Genomic DNA, 24828 nt, shown 5'->3' with positions numbered 1-24828 from the left:
CGGTGCAGGCCCGTCCTGTGTCCAGCTGCCGCAGCCCGGGCTCAGTCGGCCGGGTGTTCGAGGACGGCGCGGATCGCTTCGCCAAGCTGGATGGCCTCATCGGCCCGAGCCGACCCCTTGCGCCAGGCCACACCGATTTCCCGGCCCGAGACCGGGGGATCAAAAGCGAGGACTTCGAGCCCCATCCGGTCGACCAGCCCCGCATCGACCGCCATGCGAGGCAACAAGGTCGCACCCAGTCCTGACTTCACCATGTGGACCAGAGTGTGCAGGCTTGTGGCGGCGAAGTCGGAACGGGCGGAGCCGGTCGAGCAGGCCGCCAGGGCATGGTCACGCAGGCAGTGTCCGTCCTCCAGCAACAACAGGGGTTCATCCGTCAGATCGTCGGGCGCGAGATTGGCTTTTTTGGCCAGCGGGTGGTCAGGTGGCGCTGCAAACAGGAATTCATCGGACCAGACTGCGTGGGATTCAATAAGGGGCGCATCATAGGGAAGCGCAATCAGGGCGGCATCGATCCGGCGCTCGCGGAGCGCTTCAAACAATCGGTCTGTCAGGTCTTCCCGCAGGAACAGTTCGAGGTCGGGAAATTCCGTGCGCAGGGCGGGCAGAACCCGCGGCAGCAAAAAGGGCGCAATGGTCGGGATGACACCCAGGCGGAACGGACCGGACAACGGCTCGCCGGCCGCCTGCGCCGCCACAACCAGATCCTCGGCTTCCGTCATGACACGCTGGGCCCGCTCCAGCACGACATCTCCGGCCGGTGTCAGCACCGCCCCCCGTGCGCCCCGCTCAACCAACACGGTTCCCAGAATGGCTTCCAGCTCCTTGATCGCTGCACTCAGCGTGGGTTGCGTCACAAAGACAGCCTCGGCGGCCCTGGAGAAACTGCCATGCTCGGCCAGGGCGATGATGAACTGCAATTGGCGCAATGTGGGGAGCTGGGTCATAGGTATTGATATTACCTATGACTTACCCAAAAACAATCCATTGGATTTATTCATCGCCAGGCTTCACATCGTGCCCATCATTCAAGACCGGCGCTCAAGCCGGTCCATCCAATTGGAGAGACACCATGCTGGGTATCGGCGAAAAGCTTCCTGATTTTGAGATTGTCGGCGTGAAGCCAGGCTTCAACGCGCACGAGGAAAACGGTGAGTCGGCCTTCGAGGCCATCAACCAGGAAAGCTTCGACGGCAAGTGGAAGGTGATCTTCTTCTACCCGAAGGATTTCACCTTTGTCTGCCCGACCGAAATCGTGGCATTCGCCAATCTCGCCGATGAGTTCGCCGATCGCGATGCGGTCATAATGGGCGGGTCCTCGGACAATGAATTCTGCAAGCTGGCCTGGCGCCGGGAACACCCGGACCTCGACAAGCTCGGCATGTGGCAGTTCGCCGACACGACCGGTTCGCTGATCGACAGCCTCGGCATCCGCTCGGACGAGGGCGTTGCCTATCGTGCCACCTTCATCGTTGATCCGCACAATGTCATCCAGCATGTGTACGTGACCAATCTCAATGTCGGTCGCAATCCGGAAGACACGCTGCGCGTCCTGGACGCCCTTCAGACGGACGAGCTCTGCCCCTGCAACCGCCCGGTCGGCGGCGACACGCTGTAGCCATCCCGAACACTGCCGGCGGCCCGCCCCTCCGCAGGGCCGCCGGCACCCCGGAGCAGACCCTCAGATGTGCCTGGCACACCGCTCCGGGGACCTTCCATTCATAAGATGAGAATGCGTACCATACGCAGATACCAGACAAGGATCCTGTGATGTCGATTGATGCCCTCAAGGCCGAGCTGCCGGACTACGCCAAGGACCTGAAACTCAACCTGTCGTCGCTGGGCCGGGAAACCGATCTGGACGATCAGAAAAAGTGGGGCACGTTCCTCGCGTCGGCTCACGCGGTCGGCCAACCCAGGGTCCTGGCGGCCATCAAGGCTGAAGCCGAGGCCCGACTGACCGACGAGGCCCTGACCGCGGCCAAGGCGGCCTCGGCCATCATGGGCATGAACAATGTTTATTACCGCTTCGTCCATCTCTCGAAGAACAAGGAATACGCCACGCTGCCCGCCAAGCTGCGCATGAACATCCTGGCCAATCCCGGCGTCGACAAGGCCGATTTTGAGCTGTGGTCGCTGGCGGTTTCCGCGATCAATGGCTGCGGCCTTTGCATCGACAGCCACGAGGCGGAACTGCGCAAGCACGGTTTGACCACAACCCAGATACAGGCCGCGGTCCGGATCGCCGCGACTGTTAACGCCGTGGCCGCTGTGCTGACCGCCGAATCCTAGATTTCAAGACAGCTCCACGCGAAGGGGGCGGCGTTCAAAGTCGTCCCCAATTGGCTGATAAGCTGCTCAAAAACGAGTTACCCACAGCCCGGTTGCGTCTTCAAAACAATTCCGTATAATGAGCGTATGTCGATGATTGACCATACGCTTGACCCGCTCCCGCGCCGCTCTACCCGGGCCGACCATGATGTCCGTGGCGGACAGATCTGGTTTTCGCGCGACACGATCAACAAGGCCCGCAGCTATGACGACGTGTCCTGGCTGCAGGTGTCCCGCACGGCGCTGATCGGTGCCGGTATCGCCGCGCTCGGCCTGTTTGTGGGCGGCGGCAATCTCGGTTCCTTCCTGATCCTGGTCGGCCTTGCCGCGATCGTCAGCAACATGCCCGCCCTGATCCTCAAGGCGACCTACGCCTCCAAGGCTCACTGACCAGCACCACCCCGAACGATTGACCCCGTCCACGCACACTCTAGTGTGCGAACCGATACGCGTGTGCTCCAAGCATGCGGACATCGGGGAGAGAGTTCATGGGCTGGTGGTTCAAGATCAAACTGTGGCAGCGCGTGCTCGCGGCTTTGGTTCTGGGGGTTGTGTTCGGACTGATCGCCTCCAACACCATGGGGCAGGATGCAGCGACCACCTGGATTGACACCTATGTCCGCCCGGTCGGCCTGCTCTTCATCAACCTGATCCGCATGTTGATCGTGCCCTTGATCTTCACCACGCTGGTGGCCGGGGTCATCGCGATGGGCAAGCCCTCCAAGCTGGGCTCACTGGGCCTCAAGACAATCGCGCTATATCTCGTGACCACGTTCTTCGCGAATGTGATCGGACTGACCTTTGGGGCCCTGTTCCGACCCGGAGCCGGTGCGGATCTGGCGGGCGTCGAAGCAGTGCCGGTCAATACTGACCCGCCCTCGGTGACCGAGCGATTGCTCGAAATCGTACCAACCAACCCGGTCGCCGCCCTCGCGGATGGCGATGTGTTGGCCATCATCTTCTTCTCGCTGTTTCTCGGCGTTGCCATCCTGTCGACCGGGGCAGCAGGCAAGCCGCTTGGCGACCTGTTCAATTCCGCGTCGGAAGTTGTCCTGAAAATCACGCACTATGTCATGGAAGTCGCGCCATTCGGGGTGTTCGCCCTCGTCAGCTATACGGCAGCCAGTCAGGGACTCGAGGCGCTGCAATCCATCCTGGTTCTCATCGTTGCGGTTTATCTCGGCCTCATCGCCCACGCCATCATCACCTACGGCTTCCTGGTGCGGGTCGTATTGAACCTGCCGCTTGTCCGCTTCTTCCGCGGCATGACCGACCCGATCGCCGTGGCTTATTCAACCGCCTCTTCATCCGCCACATTGCCGGTGACCATTGCAGCGGCCTCGGACAATCTGGGAATCAAGAAGTCTGTAGCCGGATCGGTGCTGCCTCTCGGCGCCACAATCAATATGGACGGCACGGCCCTGTACCTCGGTATCCTTGCACTCTTCACGGCGCAGGCCTTCGGATATGATCTGACCTTCATGAACTATGTGATGATCGCCTTCACTGCGGCGATTGTCTCCATCGGGGCAGCCGGCATTCCGTCGGCATCGCTATTCCTGCTGGCCATCGTTTTGGAAACATTCGGCGTCACGCCGGAGCACACCGCCATCGTTGTCGGCTTCATCCTGCCGGTTGACCGGATCATGGATATGGCGCGGACGGCTGTGAACGTGACGGGCGATGCCGCTGTCGCGACGGCGGTGGCCAAGTGGGAAGGCGAGCTGGATGAGGAACGTTTCCGCGACCCGGCCGTGATCTAGGCTCGGCGAGCCTGAGCCGGTCCGGGCGGGTCTTCACGCGGTGCAACGCTTGATGACCGGCCGGACCCATCGCGCAATGCAACACTGACGACTGATCCGCCGGTGAGCTCACGGCGTATCCGTCTCATGTTCATTGATGCGATAAACCCATGACCGTTGCGATACGTCTACTCGCCCTGCTCGGCGGTGCCGTGCTGACGGGGCTCATTGTGCTGGCCGTTCGGACCGGGAATTTTTCCGCCGCCGGCCGGTGGCTGACCTCAGATCCCTGGGGCATCGTCACACTTTTTGACCTGTATTTCGGCTTCCTGATAGTCGCGGCATTGATCGCCGCGATCGAGCAGAGCGTACGGGCAAAGCTCTTCTGGATCCTGCCGATTTTTGTGCTGGGCAATGTCTGGACGGCGGTCTGGTTGTTGGCCCGGGCCGGCCGGATCGCCGGCTTGTCACGCCGTCTGACCGCCCCGATGCAACAAAAAACAGGCCGTTTGTGATCCGGACTGGCCGGTTGTGCGTAAAGCGATATGTCCCCCGAGTGGGCGCGGTTTGACCCTCCAATCCCCCGCGCTCCCTCAACACTGGCGCCGGCCTGTCCGTCCGATTGTCCCCGGCGGTCGGGTCGGCGCTTCCCCTCTGACAGCGACCGTCTTGAACATCCATTGCGGCCTCCCATATTGGAGCCACAATTGGCGCTTACGCAGGATCAACCGGGCGAAGCGTGTTTCGATTGTCTTAACTGTAAACTCGCATCACCCCCCTGCGGTAGGGCCCCGTTAATGGACTCAGCCGTCAAATGACAACGCGCCAACACGGCGTACAACAGATGGGCATCCCGCCCCGAGGACATCATGGCCAAGGCTCAGTTCGCAATCAGCATGCTCGCAAAGACAGCCCTTCTGTGGCTGACCGCGGCGCTGATGTTTGCGTCCCTGTTCGGCGTCATGCTCTCGGCTCGCCCGGACAGCCCGACCCTGCGCTTCTCGCAGAGCGAAACCGTGGCCACTGTCAGCGACGTTGCCGCCGGCACCCGCTAGGCCCAGCCGGACCCGCGCCTGCTCGCATGCGTCTTGACTCTTTTCCACACGGCACGTACTAGCCCCGCTTCATCATGCAAGCACACCGCTTGTCTTACCGGCACATCCGCCCCACGTGGCGAGGGAGGTCGGCGAGAACCCTGCTCGGCGAAGTTTTCGCTCAGCGGGGCAGGATCGCTTTGCGTTGGTGACGATCGATTGAGGTTTTGATGTTCGACACACTCACAGAACGACTTGGCGGCGTATTCGACAAGCTCACCGGACGCGGTGTGCTGTCGGAGAAGGATGTCGATGCGGCGCTTCGCGAAATCCGTGTTGCCCTGCTCGAAGCCGATGTCGCCCTGGATGTTGTGAAAGCTGCGACCAAGCAGATCCGCGAGCGCGCCGTCGGTGAAGACGTCATCCGCGCCGTGTCGCCGGGCCAGCAAGTCATCAAGATCGTCCATGACGCGCTCGTCGACCTGCTCGGCGGCGAGGGCGAACCGGTCGGCCTGTCGCTCGAGGGCGAACCGCCGATCGCCATCCTGATGGCCGGTCTGCAGGGCTCGGGCAAGACCACGACCTCCGCCAAGCTGGCCAAGCGCATCCAGGAAACCCAGAGAAAGAAAGTCCTGCTGGCCTCGCTCGACACCCGTCGCCCGGCGGCGATGGAGCAGTTGCAGCAGCTCGCCGGCCAGATCGACGTCGCCTTCCTGCCCATCGTCCCGAACCAGCGCGCCGTCGACATTGCCAAGCGCGCGATGAATGCGGGTCGCCTGCAGGGCTTTGACGTCGTCATCCTCGATACCGCCGGTCGCACCTCGATCGATGAAGAGATGATGGCCGAGGCGCATGATATCGCCCGCGTCACCAATCCGCGCGAGACCCTGCTGGTCGCCGACGCCCTGACCGGTCAGGACGCCGTCGAGACCGCCCGCCGCTTTCACGACCGCCTGCCGCTGACCGGCCTCGTGCTGACCCGTATGGACGGTGATGGCCGTGGCGGCGCCGCGCTGTCGATGCGCCACGTCACCGGCCTGCCGATCAAGTTTCTCGGTGTCTCGGAAAAGCCCGACGGGCTCGACGCTTTCGACGCCAAACGCGTGGCTGGCCGCATCCTCGGCCGCGGCGATATCATCTCGCTGGTCGAGAAGGCGGCGCAGAACGTCGACGAGGAAAAAGCCGCCCGCATGGCCAAGAAAATGGCCAAGGGCAAATTCGATCTCGACGATTTGCGCGAACAATTCAGCCAGCTCAAGACCATGGGCGGGCTTGGCGGCATCATGGGCATGCTGCCAGGCATGAACAAGAAGATGCAGGCCCAGGCGGCCGCGGCCGGCATGGACGACAAAATGCTGACCCGCCAGGAAGCCATCATACTGTCGATGACCAAGCAGGAACGCGCCAAACCGGAAATCCTCAAGGCCAGCCGCAAAAAGCGCATCGCGGCTGGTTCCGGCGTCCAGGTCGCCGACGTCAACAAGCTGATCAAGATGCACCGCCAGATGGCCGACATGATGAAGAAGGCCTCCAAGGGTGGCCGCGGCGGTCTGGCCGGCATGATGGGCGGAATGGGCGGCGGCATGCCTCCGGGCATGGGCGGCCAGATGGGCGGCATGAACCCCGCCGATATGGGCCGTGCCACACAAGACCTGCTCGGCGGCAAGGCGCCATCCGGCTCGCAACTGCCCGGCCTGGGCAATTCAAACACCAGCAAGCCTGCGGGCCTGCCGGGATTGGGCGGCGTACCGCTCGGTCCCGACGGGCTGCCCCTGGGTTTGCCGAAGAAATAATCGCGTTATTCAAAGATCAAACTGAAGGAATACCCCTATGTCTCTGAAAATCCGTCTCGCCCGTGGTGGCGCCAAGAAGCGTCCTTATTACCGCATCGTCGTTGCCGACAGCCGTTCGCCGCGCGATGGCCGTTTCATCGAAAAGATCGGTTCCTACAACCCGATGCTGCCGAAAGACGGTCAGCGCGTCGAGCTGGACATGGAAAAGGTGAAGGCCTGGATCGCCAAGGGCGCCAAGCCGACCGATCGCGTCGGCCGCTTCATCCACCAGATCGAGGCTGACGCCTGGAAATGGGAAGCCAGCAACAACCCGAACAAGGGTGAGCCGGGCCAGAAAGCCAAGGAACTCGCTGCCGAGAAGGCCGAGAAGGAAGCCGATCGCAAGGCAGCCGAAGAAGAAGCCAAGGCCGCTTCTGCCGCCCCGGCTGCTGAAGAAGCGCCTGCCGAGGAAGCCGCTGCTGAAGCTCCGGCTGAAGAGGCTGCTGCCGAAGAAGCCAAGTCCGAATAGGATCTTTTCTCCTGACACGCTGGGTGGACGGTCCTTCCCCTTGATGGGGAAGGTGTCCGCGCTGCGGACGGATGGGGTGAAACGCGAAGCGTGAATTCGCCGGGCGTTTCACCCACTCCGACCCCTCCTTCGCCCAGGCTACGGAGGGCCCACCTCGCCCATCGAGGGCGAGGACCTTATCCCTCTCAGGATACATGCCATGACCACGCCCGCCGACGATCTCGTCTTTATTGCCGCCATCGCCGGCGCCCACGGTGTCCGTGGCGAGTGCAAGGTCAAGAGCTTCGCCGGCAATCCGGCTGACGCCTTCATCTATGGCGCATTCCTGGACACCGACGGCAGGACCATCCTGACCCCCAAGGCCGCGCGTCCGGTCAAGGACGGTTTCGTGGTCCGCTTCGCCGAGCAGCTCGACCGCGACAAGGCCCAGGCCTTGAAAGGCACCAAGCTCCACGTCCTCCGTTCGGCCCTGCCCGCGCTCGAGGATGATGAATTCTACCATTCCGATTTGCTCGGCCTGAAAGTCCAGGGCCTCGACGGCACCCCGATGGGCACACTCAAGGCCGTCCATGATTTCGGCTCCGGCGACCTGTTGGAAATCACCGGCACGCCCGACCGAAACGGCAGCTGGATGCTCCCCTTCACCCGCGAATTCGTGCCGCACCTGTCGATCGCCGACGGTGTGGTGACGATCGACCCGCCGGAAGATGTCGGCTCGAAGGCTGAGGAAGAGGCGGGCGGACCGTCGGATGACTGACGCCACCAGCCCTTCCCTGCCTTGGACCGCGACCGCGCTCACCCTGTTCCCGGATGCCTTTCCGGGACCGCTGGGTGTTTCGCTGATTGCAACAGCTGCGAATCATGGGTTGTGGGCGCTTGAAACTGTGGACATCCGGGATTTTTCCCGTCATAAGCACCGCTCCGTGGACGACACCCCAGCTGGCGGAGGCGCCGGTATGGTGCTCAGGCCGGATGTCGCGACGGAGGCGATTGATGCGGTGCAGTCTCGCTGGCAAGGCGGGAAACGACCGTTGATCTATTTGACGCCGCGCGGAAAGCCGCTTGCCCAGACCCGGGTTCGGGAGTGGGCGAAGGGCCCGGGCGTTGTCGTGTTTTGCGGACGCTTCGAAGGCCTCGACCAGAGGGTGATCGAAAGCCGCGAGATGGAAGAGGTCAGTGTTGGCGATGCCGTACTGGCCGGGGGCGAAGCGCCCGCGCAGGTTCTCATAGAGGCCTGTGTGCGATTGCTCCCCGGCGTGTTGGGCGACCCGATGTCGACCGAAGACGAGAGTTTCGAGGGTGATCTCCTCGAATATCCTCACTACACGCGACCGCGCGTGTTCGAGGATCGGGAGATCCCGGAAGTACTGCTGTCGGGACACCATGGCCGGGTCGAGGCCTGGCGCCGGGAGCAGGCGGAAAAAATTACGAAGGCGCGTCGCCCCGACCTCTGGACGAGGTACAAGGCCCGCAAGGAGAATGCACGATGAACATGATCGAGCAGCTTGAACAAGAAGAAGCCGCCCGCGTCCTGGGTGAAAAGACAATTCCGGATTTCAGCGCCGGCGATACGCTGCGCGTCCATGTTCGCATCAAGGAAGGCGAACGTGAGCGGATCCAGGTCTTCGAAGGCGTCTGCATCGCCCGCAATGGCGGTGGCCTGAACGAGAGCTACACCGTCCGCAAGATCTCCTTCGGTGAAGGCGTCGAGCGCGTTTTCCCGCTCTACTCGCCGAATGTCGAGCAGATCGAGATCAAGCGCAAAGGTAAAGTCCGCCGCGCCAAGCTCTACTATCTGCGCGATCGTCGCGGCAAGTCGGCCCGTATCGCCGAGCGCGTCACCGGTCGTGGCATCGAAAAGCGCGAGCCGAAGAAGAAGGGCTAGTCCCGCCTCTTCGCGACAGCGACACGAGAAACCCCGTCAGCCTGGCTGGCGGGGTTTTTTCTGTTCGCTCAGCCGGGGCATTGGGCATCGAGCCGCGCGGCGACCACGGCGCGGGCTTGCGTGATCGTTGACCGGGCCGCCTCGAAATCTGTCGTCGGGTCATTGTTGTAGTCCATCATCCGGTGGGCGTAATCGCGACCGGTGCTGCGGTCCTGGATAATGAAGCGGACCTCCTGCAAGGCGGTTCGCCGGTGTTCATACCCGCCGGTCACCGCGATCGAAGCCTGATGCAGGGCGCAGAAAATCGACCAGCTCGTATCGGTCTCTCTACAATTGCGGTCATCGGCCCGGTCCCAGACTGCCTCGCTGTGCAGAAGGGTCAGGGCGCGGTCGAGGATATCCAGATCGAGCTGTGAAACCGCCCTGTCGCGCGCCGCAAGCAATCCCATGGTTTCGGCCATCAATGCGCGTTGGTCAGCATTCCGGTCCTCCTGCAGGACCGAAGTGTGGACGTGCATCCCGCGCTGAATGACCGCCAACTCCCTGGCAATGGATGGCTCGAACCCGGCCTCGCACCCGGCCGTAGCTGGCGCTAGGAATAGGGCCATGACTGCAAGGCTGGTCAACATGGCAGACTCCCAAATCCGCAAACGTTCAGTGTAGAGGCGCGCCGTCGTGCCGCAAGTGTCGCCCTGACTGGCTTGCGAGCCATTTCTGTGGCCGAATACGCGGCGTCCCGCCCGCCGCTTAGATGACAGGATCGCCACCGAGATGTCGATGACGCCGCAAGAAGCCTTTGCCCGTTCCCAATCCGGGTTCGCCGCCTATCGTGATCACCGTTTCGTCGATGCGGAATCGGTGGCCGACGCCGTTCTTGCGGCGTTGCCAAAGGATCCGAACGGACTCTATCTCAAGGCCATCTGCCGCCGCGCGCGCCAGGACCCGGCGGCGGCGCTGTTGTGGATCAAACAAGCCTGCGACGCCGCGCCGGGACAATTGGGTTTCGAGCTTGCGGCCGCCCAGATCCTGGGCGACTTGCAGGAATTTGCAGCCGCCCGCTCGCGGTTCGAAGCGATCGCGACGGCCTTTCCGGACGCGGCCGACCCTCATCTGATGCGCGGCCTGATGGAGCGTCAGGCCAATGATCTCGACGCAGCCCGCCAAGCCTATGAACGGGCGCTTGAGCTGCGGGCTGGCGACGTCGAGGCGCATCGCGGACTGGCCTGGGTTTGCGAGAACCAGCGTGACTGGGCGGGCGCACGGACGCATGCCGATGCTGTTCTCGCGGTCGAGCCGTCCGACCCGGTGGCCCTGTCCGCCCGCGCCGGAGCGGACATGGCTGCGGGCAAGCCGGACGCAGCCCGCGAACTGATCGGCGCGCATTTCGACGCCGGCCGGTCAACGGCGACCCACAACGCATCGGTCTGGCGGCGTCTCGGCGATGCCTGTGAGGCCTTGGGTGATCACCCAGCCGCGCTGGACGCCTGGGTGACCGGATACGGCGCCTTGCGCGAACACCTCGCCCCGGGCGGACAATTCCTCGACGAAATGCACGGGCTCGACAGTCTCAAGCGCTTGAAAACCGCCTATGACGAGTTGTCTCCGCCCAAGTCGGCCCCGGACAGTACCAGCCGGTCTCCGGTGTTCCTGGTGGGCTTCCCGAGGTCGGGCACAACCTTGCTGGAACAGATCCTTGCGAGCCATTCAGCCATCTCTTCAAGCGATGAAGCGGCTCTGCTGCAGCCGCTGCTCGATGAAGCCGGCGACTCACCGGATTCGCTCCGGCACTTCCTGGCAGACCTGCCGCGTAACCGCGCCCGCCTTCAGTCGGAGTACTGGCAACGCGTTGACAGGCTGGCCGTGCCGGGAAGTCAGGTGTTCATCGACAAGCTGCCCTTGAACCTGCCCTGGCTTGGCCTGATCGGCCAGGTCTTCCCGAACGCGCGGATCATCCTCGCCCTGCGGGATCCGCGAGATGCCATTGTCTCGACGTTCAAACGCCTGTTCCGGCTGAACACGGCAATGCTGCGCACCTACACCCTGGCCGACACGGTTGCGCTCTATGGCGCCACGATGGCGGCGGCCGATGCCGGTCGCCGGATCGCGCCTGACTTGCGGGTGACCGATGTGCGATACGAAGATCTGGTCATTGACATGAAAGACGAGATAGCGCGCGTACTGCTGGCCCTTGATCTGGAGTGGGAAAGCGAAATGGCCGACTATCGCGAACGGCTGTCACCCAGCCTGTCGACCCCATCCGCTGCGCAGGTCGAACAAGCCATACACGACCGGGCTGTCGGCGCGTGGCGACACCACGCCAGCGCGCTGGCGCCCTATGAAAGCCAGATATCTCCCTGGCTGCAACGCTGGAACTACCGCCCCTGATCGGCCGTCAGTCTTCATCCTCGATACGATGCATGTCATCATCGGACAGGCCGAAATGATGACCGATTTCGTGTACCAGGACGTGGGAGACCAGTTCTCCCAACGTGATGGTGCCATGATCCGCCCACTCATCAAGGATGGGGCGCCGGTACAGCACGACCCGGTCTGGTCCGGGCGTCGGGTCAGCCACTGATTTTCGGGACAGGTCCACACCGATATAGACACCTGTCAGTTCAAACGGATCGTCCACGCTCACGGCGGCCAGCGTTTCGGCATCCGCGAAATCAGCCACAAAAATCTCCAAACCTTCACACAGGCGGCGCATCTGTGCCGGCAGTGCCGCAAACGCGTCCGCGGCAAGGGCTTCAAATTCCTCAAGACTTGGCGCGACCCGGTTTGCCGCCATGACACTGCCCTTCCATGCCCGGATCGCAGTGTGAACGCAGGCGACCCGCTTGCACAGGCTGACAGTCAGCCTAATCTGCGGGTAGTGCAGGAAAGAGGTTGACCATGTTGCGTTGCGTTTTGCTCGGTTGTGTCCTGGCGTCGGTTTCACCAGCCGCCGCGCTGACACAGTCCGATTTGCCGACCATCGCGGCACCGGTCCCGGCGGAAGCCGAATTTGGGGCGCCGCCGGCCTTCGTCGAGGAAGTCACGCCGCTGGACCCGGACAACGCGATCTTCGACAGCTTTGGCGGGGTTCGATATCTCCTGATTGACGATCAGCACGATGCCCGCGGTGAGGAACCGGCCCTGTATATCCGCCGGGTCCGCGAAGCGTCCAACGCCTCGGCAATCGAGACGCTGGCCAGCTTTGAAGTCAATTTCGATCCGTCCTACGAGCATGTTGTCTTCCATCACATCCGGCTGACCCGGGATGGCGAAGTGCTCGACAGACAGGATCGGGCCCAGATCGAATTCGCGCGCCACGAGTCCAATCGCGACCGTCAGATGTTGAATGGCGAAGTCACGGCCCTGGCCCGCATCGATGACGTTCGCGTCGGCGATATCGTCGATTACGCCTACACGGTCTACGGCTTGAACCCGACCTATAACGGACGGGATTTCCGCCGGTTCGGTCTGAATTGGGGCGTGCCCGTGGAGCGGCGCTCGATCCGGTCATTGTGGCCACGCGGGGAGGCCCGTTTCATCGACGTTTCACCGGGTGAGGCCGATATCGAACGCGTCCGCCGCCGGAACCACGAAGAGTTCCGGCTCGATCCGGCCCCACGAGAGGCCATCAATCCTGAGCGGGGCACGCCCAACCGGATCTCGCAATTCCCGGCTCTTCGCATTTCCAGCTTCTCTGACTGGTCCGATGTCGCAGCCTGGGGCACACCGCTTTTCACCCTCGACCCGTCAGCGCCTGTGCAGACGCTGGCGGCCGAGATCGCCGCTGCCCATGACACACCGGAAGCCAGGCTGATGGCGGCCCTGAATTTTGTGCAGAATGACGTGCGCTACCTGGCTTTGACCTATGGCGAAGGCTCCTATGTGCCTGCGGCCCCGTCGGACACGCTGGAAACGCGGTATGGCGACTGCAAGGCCAAGACCGCCCTGCTGGTTGAACTGGCGCGCGCACTTGAATTCGACGCGGACCCCGCCCTGGTCAATCTCGGCGCGGGCCGCGGCATTGATCAGCGTGAGCCGTCACCTGGCGCCTTCAATCATGTCATCGTCCGCCTGCGTCATGACGGACGTACATTCTGGCTCGACCCGACCCGCTCCTATCAGGGCGGAACGCTGGACGTTGTCGACCAGGCCGATTACGGCTTTGCGCTGCCGCTCGACGGTGCGCACGAAGGGCTGGTCAGCATGGCCAACACCGTTCCGCAGTCGGACGCCACCGTCACCATTCATGAGACACTGGATCTTTCGGGTGGCCGCGATGTGCCGGCAATCCTGACAGTCGAAACCGTTCTCAGCGGCCGCGACGCTGATCGCTATCGGGCCAGGATCGCAAGGGACGGGCTATCGGGTCTCCAGCGCGACTATCTGGACTTCTACAACCAGACTTTCGGGGCGGCCGACTTCATCGAACCCATTGATGTGAACGATGATGTGACTGCAAACCGCCTGACAGTTCGTGAGCAGGTCGAACTGATCGCCCCCTTCGAGGACGGCGAACAACCGGAAGCCTACTCCATCCGGTTCCGGGCGCATGGCATCAGCAGCTTGATAGAGAGCAATGCCGAACGCCGCCGCGAGACGCCGCTGAACGTCTATCACCCCACCCACGCCCGGCATGTCGTCGACCTCGTCCTGACCAATGGCGGCGAAGGCTGGACGTTGCAGGACGAGCAGACCGAGATCGACAACGCGGCGTTCCGGTACGCCTATTCCAGCACCCATATGGGGCCGGTCTACCGGATGGAGTTCGAGCTGCGCAGTCTCGCCCATGATGTGCCTCCCGATGCGGCCCTGGAAGTCCTTCGCGATCATCGGACCATGCTGAACAGCGCCTATTACGGATTTGACCTCATCGATTCCGCCGAGTGATGCGGCGCGCTTGTCGCGCGAACAAAAATGGAACAAACTGGCAGGATGGACCTTGAACACGTCGCTTCAGCGGCCAATCCGGATATTGATGACGCGCAGGCATTGATGCGCGGTGCCGCCCGCCTGCTCTGGCATATGGGCTACAGCGCCATTGCGGAATTCATCCTGCCCGACGGCCGGCGGGCCGATCTCGCTGCCTTGGGACGAAAGGGTGAAATCACCATTGTCGAAGTCAAGTCCGGCATTGCCGACTTCCGGGCCGACAGCAAATGGACAAATTATGCGGGGTATTGCGACCGGCTTTATTTCGCCGTTTCGCGGCGTTTTCCAAATGAGATCATTCCGGCTGATGCCGGGCTCATCATTGCGGATGGCTTCGGTGGCGCCATCATTCGCGAAAGCCCTGCCCTGACCCTGGCACCGGCGCGGCGCAAGGCGCTCACCCTGCGGTTCGCCAGAGCGGCCGCTGACCGGCTGATGCGGCCCGGTGAGGCGGCAAGCGATGCCATTCCGGGACGCAACTAGCCGCTTCGGGTGGACGTCACACGGTCAACAACGGCGAGGAAGGCTTCCCATCGCGGTGCGAACCGGGCTTCGACCGCTTCCATGATGATCCCGGGCGCCTTGTCCGGTGACCCGCAATCAACCGGCGGGTCGGGATCGTATTCGAGACCCAGCTGAATGGCCTGCGCGAGCTCCTCTCCATGGATCTCCCGGACAATCGTGAGCGCGAAATCTATCCCGGCTGTCACACCGCCGCCCGTAAACACCGACCCGTCCCGGACCACCCGCCCACGGACAGGCTCGGCACCGAAACGCGTCAGCGCATCATGATAGCGCCAATGGGTCGTGGCCCTGACCCCCTGGAGCAGGCCGGCAGCTCCCAGCAGGAAAGCGCCTGTGCAGACCGAGGTCACAAACTGCGCGCCGGCTGCCTGGCGCCGCAGAAAGTCCAGCGTTTCCGCGTCTTCCATGGCCTGATCGACTCCCCAGCCCCCCGGCACGCAGATCAAGTCCAGCTGCGGGCAGTAATCAAAGGCGGTATCGGCCAGGATGAACGGGCCGCAATCAGTCCGGACCGGACCGGCCCGGCGCGCAACCAGGTGAATGCTGGCCCCGGGAATGCGATGGAGGACCTGCAACGGTCCGGTGAAGTCGAGCTGGGTCAGATCGTCAAAAAGCAGAAACCCGATATGGCGCAGGCGTGGCATGAGTGTCTCCGGTGCAGACACCCAACGCTATCCCGGCGGCCAAACCGGAAACATGACAATCAACGGGCAATTCCGGTCACGCTGCACCGGTTGCCGGCTTCGGTTTCGGAGTGACCCGCCAGGGCGGGTCGATGCGATTGCTGCCGGCGTGGTAGAGCTTGATCTTGTGTCCGTCCGGATCCAGCAGGATTGCCTCGCGCCAGAGCCAGCTCTCATCGCGCGGATCGGTCTCGAAACTGAACCCGGCCTGTTGCAGGCGCGCGAACTCGCCATCGACATCGTCAGCCTCCAGATAGATGACCGCGCCCGGCCGGACCGACCCGTCAACATGCAGCGAAAACGTGGTGTCGCCTTGCGGCGCCAGGAAACGGCAGTAATGGGGACTATCGACAAGCAGGCGAAATCCCAACCGCTCGTAGAAGGCTTTGGACCGGGCGATATCGGTCACCGGAATCGTGATCTGGTTAAGGCGCATCGTCACTCGCCCTGCTGCGGTCCGCGATCCGGTCCAAGGGCCGGATCAGGCGGTCGATGGTCAGGTCTGACATCAGGTAGGCCCAGCCTTCCGTGATCGCATTGAGTGCCGCGGCGTCGGCTTCGGCGTCATCGGTCAGGGCTGACGCGGTGATCAGTGCCCAGCGCGTGTCACCCAGGGCTTTCACGTCAATGCGGACGCGGAGCCCGGCAAAGGTCTCGGCGGTATGATGGGCAACGAATTCACCGCCCAGTCGGTCGGCTGCGCGAACGTCGCGGAAGCGAACCCGGCCCAGCGTCGCTGCCGGCCCGTTCCCGGCAGCCGCGGTGATGGGTTGCCAGCCGGGTGGTTGACGCAAGGCAAAGTTTCGTGACGACGATGCGGCCCGTTCGAGGCGATAGGCCGGGCCCGATTCCGGCTGGATATCGACCCGGGCGATATCGCTGGTGCCCAGGGTCAGGAAATCGAGATCCAGCCAGCCATCGGCGGGGAGCAGGTTGAGGCTGCCCGCCGCGCCACTACCGGCCTGTGCGGCATAGGCCCGCGCACGGCCGGGCCGCCGCACATAGACCAGCGGGTCGCGGGTCTCGCCAATGATTATCTCTGCCCGTGTTTCACCCGCCTCATCGCGAACCGCGATCAATGTGCCGCCATCGGCTTCACCCGGCTCGGCCAGGCCAAGGCGGCCGAGGCGCCGGGGGATATCGGTCCGCGCTCCCTCAAACACCAATGACGCCAGATAGGCATCGAGCGCTGCAAGACGCTCGGGCCTGACCGGGTAGCCGTCACGGCTGGGCATGCGCCAGGTGCCATCGACCTCCACCAGGGTGAACCGGTCATTTCCGGAAATCTCGATCTCCCGGGCCGCAGCGACCGCCTGTGACCAGTCCGGCAAAACCGGACCGCTGACATCGGGTCGCCATACGGCGCGGGTGTCGATTATGGCGGTCGCGACGGCGCCGACCGAGAGGGCAGCGGCGGTGGCTGCGACGACCGCAAGCTGGAATCGACGCCGGGCATCCGTGACAGCACTCATCCGCGCCTCCGTCGCCGGCGGACGACCGATCCCGCAATCCCGAACAGGATCACCAGTGCCGGGGGCACCCCGATCGTCCAGAACTGCAGATCAGCATTCAAGGCGTCGATGTCGCGGCGGAAATCGCGTTCAATGTCGCGTAATTGTGTACGGGTCCGCGCAATCTGGTCGCGCAGGCGCACGGCCTCGTCGCGATCATCCTGACGCGATCCGGTTACCAGCGCCGACGCCTGCCCGGACCCAAGCAGGGCATCAAGCCTTGCCTCGGCCTCGGCAATTTCGCTCTCCAGCCTGTCCTGTGTCGCGATATAGCGCGCCTCGGCGTCGGCCCGCAGGGCTTCAACCCGCGTCATGGGCCTGAAGGAGGGGGTGCGTGAGCGCAGATTGACCAGCGCCGGATCACCCGCCGCCATGTCCACAAGATTGAGCGCCAGCGTCATGTTGTCAGCGACAAACATGCTGCCGGCACCCGGATCATTGCGGACGTAGTAGCTGTCATCCAGCCAGTCAGCGTCCGCGACCACGACAATATCGACCGGAGCTACCGGGTGTTGACGATGCTGGCCGGGATTGAAGGCGATGTCGGCGGCTGGCGGCCCGTCTGGAAAGGCCGTCTCGATCTGCCCGGTAATCCGGACAGCGAGAACAGGCGGATCGGTGTCCGGCTGGTAATCCTGCAACAAGGCGTCGGGGCCCGGCGCGCCGGCTGCAATATCGGCATCAAGCCGCGCACCGTCGGGTGAGGTGGCCAGAAGCGGCGTGATCTCGACACCCGGCAGATCGCCGGCGACCAGTGCGCCAGGCGAACCGAAATTGAGCCCGAGATCGAGTGTTGCCGTGGCAAGGTCTGTCTGACTGATTTGCGCCGCGCCCAGAGAAAACCACAGCGGATAAGCCCGGCGACGCGCGCGGCCGTCGGATTCGATAATCTCGACAGGCAGTCCGAGTTGCCGGTCCATGCTCACCGTCTCTCGATCATACTGCACCCCCCAGCGCGCCAGCAGCGGCCCGAGGTCAGACGCCCGTCGGGCATTGAGCGGCGGCAGGCCGTCGGGCCCGGGACGCAGGGCCACATGGGCCAGCGGGTCGATAAACGCCAGGATGCGGCCGCGCTCGAGCGCGAACTGGTCGATCAGATAATACTGCGCTTCAGTCAGCGAACCGGGATGCAGGATGAGCAAGGCCGCAACATCCGGGATCGACGCGAAATCACGCTCCAGCCAGGTCAGATCATAGGCCGTGTTCAGTTCGGCGATGAAGGTATTGGGCGCACCATCGTCGGGGCTCAATGGCAGGCTGGTCAGGACGGCCAGGCGCGGCCGTTGCGGTCGCTCGATATCGACGATCAGGCGGGTGAGTTCATATTCCAGACGTGCTTCCGCCTCTTCACGGAACAGCGGGATCACGGCCTGGTCATCCACGGAATTGCGGGCAACGAGCCCGAAGAACAGGCGATCACCGCCCTCCGTTGGCATGGCTGTCAGGCCGGCCGCGATCGCCGCGTCCTCGTCTTGCGAAAACGGTTCGGGGTCGATCTCGATGACCCGTATGCGCCCGCCCGAGCGATCGGCATAGGCATCAAGGAACTGGCGGACCCGGGTCGCATAGGCCCGGATGGCCGGGTATTGAGCCGCGTCGGCACGCGAATAGTAGAACCGCCACTCAACCGGCTCTTCGAGCCGGTCCATCACCGAGACAGATCCGGGAGACAGTCGATAGAGACCATTCTGGGTCAGGTCGAGCCTGGCACCGCCGAGCCAGCGACCAGCCAGCTGGTTTCCGGCAAGGAATACAAGCAGCAGGCTGACCACCATCAAGGGCAGGAAGAAAGTCCGCTTCATCGTCCGCCCCCGCGCCGTTCAGCGACCAGCACCCCGGCCACCGACAGGGACAGGACAATCAACCCGATGAAATACACCAGGTCCGCCGCACCGATGACCCCATTGCGGAAGGCATCAAAATGCTCGAACGCGCTCAACCCGGCGACGAATTCGGATACCGACGCCGGCGCCCCTTCTCCCAGGGCGGCGAGCACGAACGGATGACCCGCCATGGTTAAAAGAAAGGCAGCTCCGGTACCCAGGACGAAGGCGACCACCTGGTTGGCGGTCGTCGCGGAGAGCGCCTGACCGACTGCCAGATATCCGCCCGCCATCAGCCAGGCACCGAGATAGCCGGTGGCAATGGCCGCATTGTCGGGATCACCGAGATAGTTCACGGCGACCCACATCGGAAAGGTCAGCACCAGAGCAATGGCGGCCATTGTCCAAGCCGCCAGGAATTTTCCGCCGGTCGAGGCCCAAAGCGGGATTGGCAGCGCCATGAGGAATTCCAGCGTGCCCCTGTCGCGCTCTTCGGCCCAGGCCCGCATGGCCAGCGCCGGCATCAGGACGACAAAAAGCCAGGGCAGATAGTCAAACATGGGCGCCAGATCAGCCCGGTTGGTGTCAAAAAAGCGCCCGACATGGAAGGCGAAAGCCGGCGCGGAACAGGCGAAAACGGCCAGGAAGACATAGGCAAGCGGTGTCTGGAAATAGGCACTGACTTCACGTCGGTAAACAGCCTGTAGGGTATGAATCACGCGGCTCCTCCAACCGCCGGGACGGACTGGGTGAGACCGCGGAATGCCGCTTCAACCGTATTGTCGGGCGTGGTCGCTGCCAGTGCCCGCGGAGTACCGTCGAACAGGATCCGACCTTGGTCGATAACGATGGCGCGCGAACAGACAGCCGGGACTTCTTCGAGAATATGGGTCGAAATGATGATGGCCTTTTCGGGCGCCATGTCGCGGATCAGCCGACGAACGCCGTCTTTCTGGTTCGGATCCAGCCCGTCAGTGGGTTCATCGAGGATCAGGACGGCGGGATCATGGGCGATGGCGGCGGCGAGGGCGGCACGACGCTTGTAGCCTTTCGAGAGCGTTCCGATGGGGTGGTCGGCCATGGCACCCAGATTGGCACGCTCCAGGGCCAGGCTGGCAGCGCGCGTCAGCGCCGACCCGGAGAAGCCGCGTGCCCGCAAGCCGAACATCACGAAACCGCGGGGGGTCATGGCCGGATAGGCCGGGGCCCCCTCTGGCAGATAGCCCAGTCTCGACTGTGCCTCCATCCGCTGGGCCGTGCAGTCATAGCCCGCTATCGAGGCGGTGCCGCCATCGGGCTCGAGCCCGCCGGCAAGCATGCGCATGGTGGTGGTCTTGCCCGCACCATTCGGTCCGAGAAAGCCGAGCACTTCGCCGCGCTCCAAGGTGAAGCTCACACCGCGGACCGCACGGAAGGACCCGAAATCCTTGATGAGTTGATCGGCAACCAGCATGTTTCGCAGGGCTCATGATCTGACTGACCTAGCGTTACCCCGGTGCGGCGCGCTTGGCCAGAGGCAAGGCAAGTTGTCCATTTCATGAGGGGTTTTTGGGTGTCGGCCGGACCGCAGCCTCTTGACCCGGGGGGCTGGGGGGGCTGTCTAAAACCAGGCTCGGAGGCGTGTTTGCGACCGGCCGACAGGTGAGACGGTGGTGTTCCGATATGGCCGGAACGCGCCCGGAATGTGGCAACTTTGCGGCACTGCGTGAAATGTTTGTAAGCTGCAAGGGCTGATTCAACTGGCGGGAGAATTCAGGGTGCACCCAGTATCCCCTACCGCGAGACGCAAGCCGGAACCCGTGATGTGGACCCGGCGCGAGCTCGACGCGATCCTGCGCGTCTATGGGCGCTTCGTCGCCCAAGGCGAGTGGAAGGACTATGCCATTGACGGCCTGCCGACCGAGGCGGTGTTCTCGATATTCCGCCGTCACAGCGAAATGCCGATGTTTTCAGTGATAAAGACACCGGCCGACGCCAACCGTCAGGGCCAGTACAAGGTGGTCGCCGTCAGCGGCCAGATCCTCAAGCGCGGACACGATCTCACCCAGGTGATGACCGTGTTCGACAAGAAGAAGTTCCGCGTGATCGACTGATTGTCCGGGACAGCCGGACAAAGAAAAACCCCGGAGCATTCGCTCCGGGGTTCCTTGTTTCAGCTTGTCTGGGCGGCGCTATTCGCGGCTGCCAAGCAGGGACAGGATGATCTGGAACATGTTGACGAAGGCGATGTAGAGGTTCAACGCCCCCATATTCGTCATCACGGCCATCGAACGCTGGTCACCGGCAATCTGGTAGTAGGTGACTTTCAGCGCCTGGGTCTGCCAGGCGACAACGCCCGCCATCAGCAGCAGGACCGCGAACTGCAGCAGCAGCTCGAGCATGCCGGACTGGAAGAACAGGAAGTTCAGGATGCCAAGCGCGACCGCACCGAACACCGCCATGAACAGAAAGTTCTGCATCGGCATCAGGTTGCGTTTCGTCGTGTAGCCGAACACAGACAAGGCCATGAAGGAGCCGGCCGTGATCACAAAAGCCTGGGCGATGGTGCCGAAATCGATCGACAAGCTGCGACCGCCGACCGACTGAACAACCTGGTTTGTCGAAGCGATGATCACCCAGAAACTCAAGCTGGCGCCGATCAGGACGACAATGGCCCAATACAGGATGGCCGAGCCCGCCGGCGACGGATTACGCATGAAGAACATGGAGCCGAAGAGCAGCGCCAGCGGGCCCCATTGGACCACGAAAAGGAGTGGCGTGCCGAACACCAGCTGGGTCAGCGGCGGGTAAGTACCGACCGCGTACGCAATAGCCGCCGACAACAACAGGCCGAGACCCATCTTGTTGTAAACGCCGAGCATGAACTTGCGCAGGCCGGCATCCACCGACATGTCCAGCGAGCCGGTGTCGGAATAGGTGCGGGAAAAATCATTCATTGGGGACGTCTCTCTTGGCTACGCGCGCCCACACGGGCGCTTTGTCGACAATATATCATGATCCCCGGGCGGGAAGGCAAGTTTCGGCTGTCAGCGCAATGGGGGACTGGAGCGCCGACAATCCCGCCCGACCCGCTTGGATTGCCCGGGCACCGGAAATCACACTAGTTGAGACGTCGTCCGGAAAGTGAATCATGACGCTTCGCCTGTTTGCCGCCTTGCCAGTCCCTGAAAGTCTGCACGCCGAAATCGCACGCCTGCAGAAAGGTGTCCCGGGTGCCCGCTGGCGCCCGCGCGAAAATTTCCACATTACTTTGCGCTTCTTCGGGGCGATCGATGAGCGCCAAGCAGAGGACCTCGATGCGGAGCTCGCCACCATCACGGTGCCCCCCTTCGACCTGGCCTTGCTGGGCTCCGGCTGGTTCGGCAAACTCGACCCGCGCGCTCTCTGGCTCGGTGTCCGCCCCAGCGAGGCGCTGTCCGAGCTCAATGCGAAGTGCGAACGGGCCGCCCGGCGCACCGGGCTGGAGCCGGAGCACCGCAATTTCCACCCCCACATGACGCTCGCCTATCTCCAGGGCGCGCCAATAGGGAAACTGACCCGCTTTGCCGAGCGGACCGGCGGTTTTTCCACTGAGCCATGGCGGGCCACCCATTTCACGCTGTACTCCAGCTGGACGTCGCGTGGCGCGGGCAACATCTACGAAGCCGAAGCGGATTACCCGCTGACCTGATCCGCCTGCAATCGGCCGATCAACCCGTCGACGGCACGTTCGATCATGTCCAGCACCCGGTCGAAACCGTCCTCACCGCCATAATACGGGTCCGGGACGTCAATGCCGGGCTCGCCGGTCCAATCCATCATCAGGCTCAGCCGGCCCCCCCGGCCAGAGCCTGGCATCGCGTTCAGGGCTCGCAGATGGCTGGCGTCCATGGCGATGATGTGATCAAACCTGTCAAAATCATCAGGCTCGACTTCGCGCGCGCTCAGACCGGCGAAATCGTGCCCGCGCGCTACACCTGCAGCCGCCGCGCGCGGGTCGGGAGCCTCTCCGGCATGCCACCCGCCGGTCCCCGCACTGTCGACCCGCCAATCCAGGCCAAGCGCCGACAGTCGGCTTCTCGCGACCGCTTCAGCGGTCGGCGAACGACAGATATTCCCGGTGCAGACAAACAGCAGGCGCACGCGATCAATCAGAAACAGAAAAGGCGTCCGGAAGCACGATCAGGGACCAGTCCTCGCCGAGGGCATAGAGCCAGAAGATATCGCCATAGGCGTCATCCGGCAGTCGGCCTTCGCCGTCACACCCGGCCGATTGCGCTGCCTCGGGGCCCGCAAACGCCGACATCCACAAGCAGGATGTGTTGGAATGCTCACCGACCAGAGTCCAACCGGCCGGGGCCGCATCCACATCGGCAAAGGCGTCAGCGCGAAGCCGGTCCACGGTTTCGCCTTCCAGGCAACCGACGGCATAGCCATCGACGGCCTGGTGGGCGACCACTTCGATTCCGCCCGCCGCAGCGGTCAGACGGGTCCGGCAGGCCGCGCTCGAGAACGCGCGATCGACCGGCGTGTCGCCGATCAATGCGGCCAGCCGCTCGACCATCAGGTCACCTTCGGGGCTCAGCGGGCAATCCATGCCGTTGCAATCGGGGGAGACCTTCAGGGCATGGCGCACCACAAGCACATGCCGGTCCGCCGCCCGAAGCTCCTCGCGAACGGCTTCTGGCGCCAGGTCAAACAAGGCAGCGTGATTGGCATTTCCCGACATTTCGCCGCAAGCGCCCAATCCGAGCGCGGCCGACATCAAGGTCACAATGAGTTTCATCGACAGGTCCTCCGGAGCGCACTCTAGCCCAGCACTCCGGGGAGGCGAAGCTCGGAACGCCTCAATCCTGATCGGGATCGTCCGGTTCCACCTGGACACGCAAGCGCACGGTCACGCGCGTGCCCGACCCGACCTGGCTTTCAATGGTCAGATCGCCATCCATCAAGCTCGACAAGCGTCGACAGATCGCCAGACCAAGACCGGAATCGCCGCTGGACCCGCGTCCGGACCGCTCCGAAAGCCGCTCGAGCAAACCAGCATCAATGCCAACTCCGGTATCGGTGACCTGGTATTCAACCCAGCTCTTGCCTGACGGGTTGGTGATCAGGCGGACCGAGATCGCCACGGATCCGGCTGGCGTGAACTTCATCGCGTTGGAGACCAGATTGTTCAGGACCTGGCGGACCCGGATCGGGTCGCCCAGGACGGGCAGGTCGGCGTCATCGCCGATTTCCAGGGTCAGCTGCAGGCCCTTCTCGCCGGCCAGCGGCTCAAACAGACCGATCACGGTACGCGCCAGCTCGGACGGCTGGAATGCGATGCTGCGCAATTCGATCTTGTCGTTTTCCAGGCGGGCCAGATCGAACACATCCGTCACCCGAGCGAGCATTGCCTGGGCCGATCGCTCCATCGTTGCCAGCAGCTTGCGTTGGGACGGATCAAGATCCGTGTTCGACAGCAATCCGGACAGGCCCAGAATGCCATTCAGTGGAGTCCGCAATTCGTGGCTGAGGCCGAGCATGAATTCCGACCGTGACTGGCTTTCCGCCCGCTCGTTCTTGGCGCGCACCTTGAGTTCCGCTTCACGCTCGCTGCTGCCGTCGAGCTCGTGCTCCAGCGCATCGCGAGACGTCTTCAGGCCGGTCAGAATTCCGACGACCCGCCGGAGCAGCCACACAAAGCCGACAATCAGGAAGGCGGTCGCAACCAGATCCGCAACGCCACGAAGGTGGGTCTGAATGAACGCAGTCGTCGTTGGCAGGCGGGCGGCATCGATGAAGAACGGGCCGAACAACAGAAGGCTTGCATCGACAAGATGATAGGCGGCCCAGACCAGCAGTCCGATGGTCAGCACCTGCACCGGCCGGATGGCGCCCGCCTCACGCAAGGGTTGAGCATTCCTGAACATGTAGACGATCGCCGCGATCGAGGTCGCGGCGAAGAGAACATCCAACAATACTGTCAGCAGGATGGAGTGCATGCGCCCCTCACCCTCCAATCGGACCGATCGATGCGTCGACGCCAGGGACCAGCCCTGAACACCGCACTAACCCCGCTTTCAGGGGCGGGCCAGCGTCCGCT

General features: G+C 63.2%; 29 protein-coding genes. 16 read left to right on the top strand and 13 right to left on the bottom strand.

Going from position 1 to position 24828, the window contains the following annotated elements:
* Nucleotides 1-41 precede the first annotated feature (41 nt).
* The gene (locus VOI18_RS02695) at nt 42-947 is read right to left on the bottom strand and encodes a hydrogen peroxide-inducible genes activator (protein WP_323760865.1); all 906 of its coding nucleotides are present in this window, start codon (nt 945-947) and stop codon (nt 42-44) included.
* Nucleotides 948-1072: 125 nt separating this feature from the next.
* On the opposite strand from VOI18_RS02695, the gene VOI18_RS02690 reads away from it, so the two are divergent.
* The 11 genes from VOI18_RS02690 to rplS all read left to right on the top strand — a co-directional run bounded on the left by VOI18_RS02690 (nt 1073) and on the right by rplS (nt 9293).
* Nucleotides 1073-1618, top strand: coding sequence for a peroxiredoxin (locus VOI18_RS02690; protein ID WP_323760864.1), 546 nt, complete (start codon nt 1073-1075; stop codon nt 1616-1618).
* Between the two features lie 152 nt (nt 1619-1770).
* Entirely contained in the window at nt 1771-2292 is a 522-nt protein-coding gene (locus tag VOI18_RS02685) for a carboxymuconolactone decarboxylase family protein (RefSeq protein ID WP_323760863.1), read from the top strand.
* Between the two features lie 132 nt (nt 2293-2424).
* On the top strand, nt 2425-2721 hold the full coding sequence (locus VOI18_RS02680; RefSeq protein WP_323760862.1) for a hypothetical protein: 297 nt from the start codon (nt 2425-2427) through the stop codon (nt 2719-2721).
* Between the two features lie 98 nt (nt 2722-2819).
* On the top strand, nt 2820-4094 hold the full coding sequence (locus tag VOI18_RS02675; protein WP_323760861.1) for a dicarboxylate/amino acid:cation symporter: 1275 nt from the start codon (nt 2820-2822) through the stop codon (nt 4092-4094).
* A 149-nt stretch (nt 4095-4243) separates the two neighbouring features.
* Nucleotides 4244-4588, top strand: a complete 345-nt coding sequence (locus VOI18_RS02670) for a hypothetical protein (RefSeq protein ID WP_323760860.1) — start codon at nt 4244-4246, stop codon at nt 4586-4588.
* Between the two features lie 354 nt (nt 4589-4942).
* Nucleotides 4943-5128 carry a hypothetical protein gene (locus VOI18_RS02665; RefSeq protein ID WP_323760859.1) on the top strand — a complete coding sequence of 62 codons (186 nt, stop codon included), beginning with the start codon at nt 4943-4945 and terminating at the stop codon, nt 5126-5128.
* A 209-nt stretch (nt 5129-5337) separates the two neighbouring features.
* Nucleotides 5338-6900: a signal recognition particle protein gene (gene ffh / locus VOI18_RS02660; protein ID WP_323760858.1), complete on the top strand. Its 1563-nt coding sequence runs from the start codon at nt 5338-5340 to the stop codon at nt 6898-6900.
* 37 nt (nt 6901-6937) lie between these two features.
* Nucleotides 6938-7408, top strand: coding sequence for a 30S ribosomal protein S16 (gene rpsP / locus VOI18_RS02655; protein ID WP_323760857.1), 471 nt, complete (start codon nt 6938-6940; stop codon nt 7406-7408).
* 199 nt (nt 7409-7607) lie between these two features.
* A complete protein-coding gene (gene rimM / locus VOI18_RS02650) occupies nt 7608-8165 on the top strand; it encodes a ribosome maturation factor RimM (RefSeq protein ID WP_323760856.1) in 558 nt (185 codons plus the stop codon).
* Entirely contained in the window at nt 8158-8898 is a 741-nt protein-coding gene (gene trmD, locus VOI18_RS02645) for a tRNA (guanosine(37)-N1)-methyltransferase TrmD (RefSeq protein ID WP_011644823.1), read from the top strand. Before rimM ends, trmD begins: the two co-directional genes overlap by 8 nt.
* A complete protein-coding gene (gene rplS, locus VOI18_RS02640) occupies nt 8895-9293 on the top strand; it encodes a 50S ribosomal protein L19 (RefSeq protein ID WP_011644824.1) in 399 nt (132 codons plus the stop codon). Before trmD ends, rplS begins: the two co-directional genes overlap by 4 nt.
* A 68-nt stretch (nt 9294-9361) precedes the next feature.
* Here the strand turns inward: rplS and VOI18_RS02635 are convergent, their stop codons facing one another.
* Nucleotides 9362-9922, bottom strand: a complete 561-nt coding sequence (locus tag VOI18_RS02635; protein ID WP_323760854.1) for a hypothetical protein — start codon at nt 9920-9922, stop codon at nt 9362-9364.
* Nucleotides 9923-10070: 148 nt separating this feature from the next.
* On the opposite strand from VOI18_RS02635, the gene VOI18_RS02630 reads away from it, so the two are divergent.
* Nucleotides 10071-11678, top strand: a complete 1608-nt coding sequence (locus tag VOI18_RS02630; RefSeq protein ID WP_323760853.1) for a tetratricopeptide repeat-containing sulfotransferase family protein — start codon at nt 10071-10073, stop codon at nt 11676-11678.
* Nucleotides 11679-11685: 7 nt separating this feature from the next.
* Here the strand turns inward: VOI18_RS02630 and VOI18_RS02625 are convergent, their stop codons facing one another.
* Complete coding sequence (locus VOI18_RS02625) at nt 11686-12084, bottom strand: metallopeptidase family protein (protein WP_323760852.1); 399 nt, start codon at nt 12082-12084, stop codon at nt 11686-11688.
* 104 nt (nt 12085-12188) lie between these two features.
* Between VOI18_RS02625 and VOI18_RS02620 the strand changes: the two genes are divergently transcribed.
* Together VOI18_RS02620 and VOI18_RS02615 are read left to right on the top strand one after the other, a co-directional pair.
* A complete protein-coding gene (locus VOI18_RS02620; RefSeq protein ID WP_323760851.1) occupies nt 12189-14177 on the top strand; it encodes a DUF3857 domain-containing transglutaminase family protein in 1989 nt (662 codons plus the stop codon).
* Nucleotides 14178-14222: 45 nt separating this feature from the next.
* Nucleotides 14223-14702, top strand: a complete 480-nt coding sequence (locus VOI18_RS02615; RefSeq protein ID WP_323760850.1) for an MmcB family DNA repair protein — start codon at nt 14223-14225, stop codon at nt 14700-14702.
* Here the strand turns inward: VOI18_RS02615 and VOI18_RS02610 are convergent.
* From VOI18_RS02610 to VOI18_RS02585, 6 genes are all read right to left on the bottom strand, one after another.
* Nucleotides 14699-15388 carry a DJ-1/PfpI family protein gene (locus tag VOI18_RS02610; RefSeq protein ID WP_323760849.1) on the bottom strand — a complete coding sequence of 230 codons (690 nt, stop codon included), beginning with the start codon at nt 15386-15388 and terminating at the stop codon, nt 14699-14701. The two genes, VOI18_RS02615 and VOI18_RS02610, sit on opposite strands and share 4 nt — an antisense overlap.
* A gap of 76 nt (nt 15389-15464) precedes the next feature.
* Nucleotides 15465-15863 carry a VOC family protein gene (locus tag VOI18_RS02605; protein ID WP_323760995.1) on the bottom strand — a complete coding sequence of 133 codons (399 nt, stop codon included), beginning with the start codon at nt 15861-15863 and terminating at the stop codon, nt 15465-15467.
* Nucleotides 15853-16899: a DUF4340 domain-containing protein gene (locus VOI18_RS02600; protein WP_323760848.1), complete on the bottom strand. Its 1047-nt coding sequence runs from the start codon at nt 16897-16899 to the stop codon at nt 15853-15855. The genes VOI18_RS02605 and VOI18_RS02600 overlap by 11 nt, the downstream gene beginning before the upstream one ends.
* Nucleotides 16896-18740: a GldG family protein gene (locus VOI18_RS02595; protein ID WP_323760847.1), complete on the bottom strand. Its 1845-nt coding sequence runs from the start codon at nt 18738-18740 to the stop codon at nt 16896-16898. The genes VOI18_RS02600 and VOI18_RS02595 overlap by 4 nt, the downstream gene beginning before the upstream one ends.
* Nucleotides 18737-19477 (bottom strand): ABC transporter permease, encoded by a 741-nt coding sequence (locus VOI18_RS02590; protein ID WP_416374851.1) that lies wholly within the window; start codon nt 19475-19477, stop codon nt 18737-18739. The genes VOI18_RS02595 and VOI18_RS02590 overlap by 4 nt, the downstream gene beginning before the upstream one ends.
* The gene (locus VOI18_RS02585) at nt 19477-20214 is read right to left on the bottom strand and encodes an ABC transporter ATP-binding protein (RefSeq protein ID WP_323760845.1); all 738 of its coding nucleotides are present in this window, start codon (nt 20212-20214) and stop codon (nt 19477-19479) included. The genes VOI18_RS02590 and VOI18_RS02585 overlap by 1 nt, the downstream gene beginning before the upstream one ends.
* A gap of 349 nt (nt 20215-20563) precedes the next feature.
* Between VOI18_RS02585 and VOI18_RS02580 the strand changes: the two genes are divergently transcribed.
* Nucleotides 20564-20854, top strand: coding sequence for a DUF2794 domain-containing protein (locus VOI18_RS02580; RefSeq protein ID WP_323760844.1), 291 nt, complete (start codon nt 20564-20566; stop codon nt 20852-20854).
* Between the two features lie 78 nt (nt 20855-20932).
* Here VOI18_RS02580 and VOI18_RS02575 read toward each other — a convergent pair whose 3' ends face one another.
* Entirely contained in the window at nt 20933-21697 is a 765-nt protein-coding gene (locus VOI18_RS02575; protein WP_323760843.1) for a Bax inhibitor-1/YccA family protein, read from the bottom strand.
* A gap of 194 nt (nt 21698-21891) precedes the next feature.
* On the opposite strand from VOI18_RS02575, the gene thpR reads away from it, so the two are divergent.
* Complete coding sequence (gene thpR / locus VOI18_RS02570; RefSeq protein ID WP_323760842.1) at nt 21892-22431, top strand: RNA 2',3'-cyclic phosphodiesterase; 540 nt, start codon at nt 21892-21894, stop codon at nt 22429-22431.
* On the opposite strand, the gene VOI18_RS02565 is transcribed toward thpR, so the two are convergent.
* The 3 genes from VOI18_RS02565 to VOI18_RS02555 all read right to left on the bottom strand — a co-directional run bounded on the left by VOI18_RS02565 (nt 22416) and on the right by VOI18_RS02555 (nt 24727).
* Nucleotides 22416-22883, bottom strand: coding sequence for a low molecular weight protein-tyrosine-phosphatase (locus tag VOI18_RS02565; protein WP_323760841.1), 468 nt, complete (start codon nt 22881-22883; stop codon nt 22416-22418). The two genes, thpR and VOI18_RS02565, sit on opposite strands and share 16 nt — an antisense overlap.
* 4 nt (nt 22884-22887) lie before the next feature.
* Nucleotides 22888-23526 carry a histidine phosphatase family protein gene (locus VOI18_RS02560; RefSeq protein WP_323760840.1) on the bottom strand — a complete coding sequence of 213 codons (639 nt, stop codon included), beginning with the start codon at nt 23524-23526 and terminating at the stop codon, nt 22888-22890.
* A gap of 61 nt (nt 23527-23587) precedes the next feature.
* Nucleotides 23588-24727, bottom strand: coding sequence for a sensor histidine kinase (locus tag VOI18_RS02555; RefSeq protein ID WP_323760839.1), 1140 nt, complete (start codon nt 24725-24727; stop codon nt 23588-23590).
* Nucleotides 24728-24828 lie beyond the last annotated feature (101 nt).

Source organism: Maricaulis sp., from assembly GCF_034670125.1.
Taxonomy (GTDB): Bacteria; Pseudomonadota; Alphaproteobacteria; order Caulobacterales; family Maricaulaceae; genus Maricaulis.
The sequence above is the reverse complement of the archived record's forward strand: the minus strand, read 5'-3'. Positions and strand labels throughout refer to the sequence as shown.

Coding starts and splice junctions, on each gene's coding strand:
- VOI18_RS02635 (WP_323760854.1), bottom strand. CDS start 9,922: ATGTTGACCAGCCTTGCAGTCATGGCCCTATTCCTAGCGCCAGCTACG.
- VOI18_RS02615 (WP_323760850.1), top strand. CDS start 14,223: ATGGACCTTGAACACGTCGCTTCAGCGGCCAATCCGGATATTGATGAC.
- VOI18_RS02625 (WP_323760852.1), bottom strand. CDS start 12,084: ATGGCGGCAAACCGGGTCGCGCCAAGTCTTGAGGAATTTGAAGCCCTT.
- VOI18_RS02620 (WP_323760851.1), top strand. CDS start 12,189: ATGTTGCGTTGCGTTTTGCTCGGTTGTGTCCTGGCGTCGGTTTCACCA.
- VOI18_RS02670 (WP_323760860.1), top strand. CDS start 4,244: ATGACCGTTGCGATACGTCTACTCGCCCTGCTCGGCGGTGCCGTGCTG.
- VOI18_RS02575 (WP_323760843.1), bottom strand. CDS start 21,697: ATGAATGATTTTTCCCGCACCTATTCCGACACCGGCTCGCTGGACATG.
- VOI18_RS02595 (WP_323760847.1), bottom strand. CDS start 18,740: ATGAAGCGGACTTTCTTCCTGCCCTTGATGGTGGTCAGCCTGCTGCTT.
- rplS (WP_011644824.1), top strand. CDS start 8,895: ATGAACATGATCGAGCAGCTTGAACAAGAAGAAGCCGCCCGCGTCCTG.
- VOI18_RS02685 (WP_323760863.1), top strand. CDS start 1,771: ATGTCGATTGATGCCCTCAAGGCCGAGCTGCCGGACTACGCCAAGGAC.
- VOI18_RS02560 (WP_323760840.1), bottom strand. CDS start 23,526: ATGAAACTCATTGTGACCTTGATGTCGGCCGCGCTCGGATTGGGCGCT.
- ffh (WP_323760858.1), top strand. CDS start 5,338: ATGTTCGACACACTCACAGAACGACTTGGCGGCGTATTCGACAAGCTC.
- VOI18_RS02695 (WP_323760865.1), bottom strand. CDS start 947: ATGACCCAGCTCCCCACATTGCGCCAATTGCAGTTCATCATCGCCCTG.
- VOI18_RS02690 (WP_323760864.1), top strand. CDS start 1,073: ATGCTGGGTATCGGCGAAAAGCTTCCTGATTTTGAGATTGTCGGCGTG.
- VOI18_RS02600 (WP_323760848.1), bottom strand. CDS start 16,899: ATGAGTGCTGTCACGGATGCCCGGCGTCGATTCCAGCTTGCGGTCGTC.
- rpsP (WP_323760857.1), top strand. CDS start 6,938: ATGTCTCTGAAAATCCGTCTCGCCCGTGGTGGCGCCAAGAAGCGTCCT.
- VOI18_RS02610 (WP_323760849.1), bottom strand. CDS start 15,388: ATGCCACGCCTGCGCCATATCGGGTTTCTGCTTTTTGACGATCTGACC.
- VOI18_RS02605 (WP_323760995.1), bottom strand. CDS start 15,863: ATGCGCCTTAACCAGATCACGATTCCGGTGACCGATATCGCCCGGTCC.
- trmD (WP_011644823.1), top strand. CDS start 8,158: ATGACTGACGCCACCAGCCCTTCCCTGCCTTGGACCGCGACCGCGCTC.
- VOI18_RS02555 (WP_323760839.1), bottom strand. CDS start 24,727: ATGCACTCCATCCTGCTGACAGTATTGTTGGATGTTCTCTTCGCCGCG.
- thpR (WP_323760842.1), top strand. CDS start 21,892: ATGACGCTTCGCCTGTTTGCCGCCTTGCCAGTCCCTGAAAGTCTGCAC.
- VOI18_RS02585 (WP_323760845.1), bottom strand. CDS start 20,214: ATGCTGGTTGCCGATCAACTCATCAAGGATTTCGGGTCCTTCCGTGCG.
- VOI18_RS02680 (WP_323760862.1), top strand. CDS start 2,425: ATGATTGACCATACGCTTGACCCGCTCCCGCGCCGCTCTACCCGGGCC.
- VOI18_RS02630 (WP_323760853.1), top strand. CDS start 10,071: ATGACGCCGCAAGAAGCCTTTGCCCGTTCCCAATCCGGGTTCGCCGCC.
- VOI18_RS02665 (WP_323760859.1), top strand. CDS start 4,943: ATGGCCAAGGCTCAGTTCGCAATCAGCATGCTCGCAAAGACAGCCCTT.
- VOI18_RS02675 (WP_323760861.1), top strand. CDS start 2,820: ATGGGCTGGTGGTTCAAGATCAAACTGTGGCAGCGCGTGCTCGCGGCT.
- rimM (WP_323760856.1), top strand. CDS start 7,608: ATGACCACGCCCGCCGACGATCTCGTCTTTATTGCCGCCATCGCCGGC.
- VOI18_RS02580 (WP_323760844.1), top strand. CDS start 20,564: ATGTGGACCCGGCGCGAGCTCGACGCGATCCTGCGCGTCTATGGGCGC.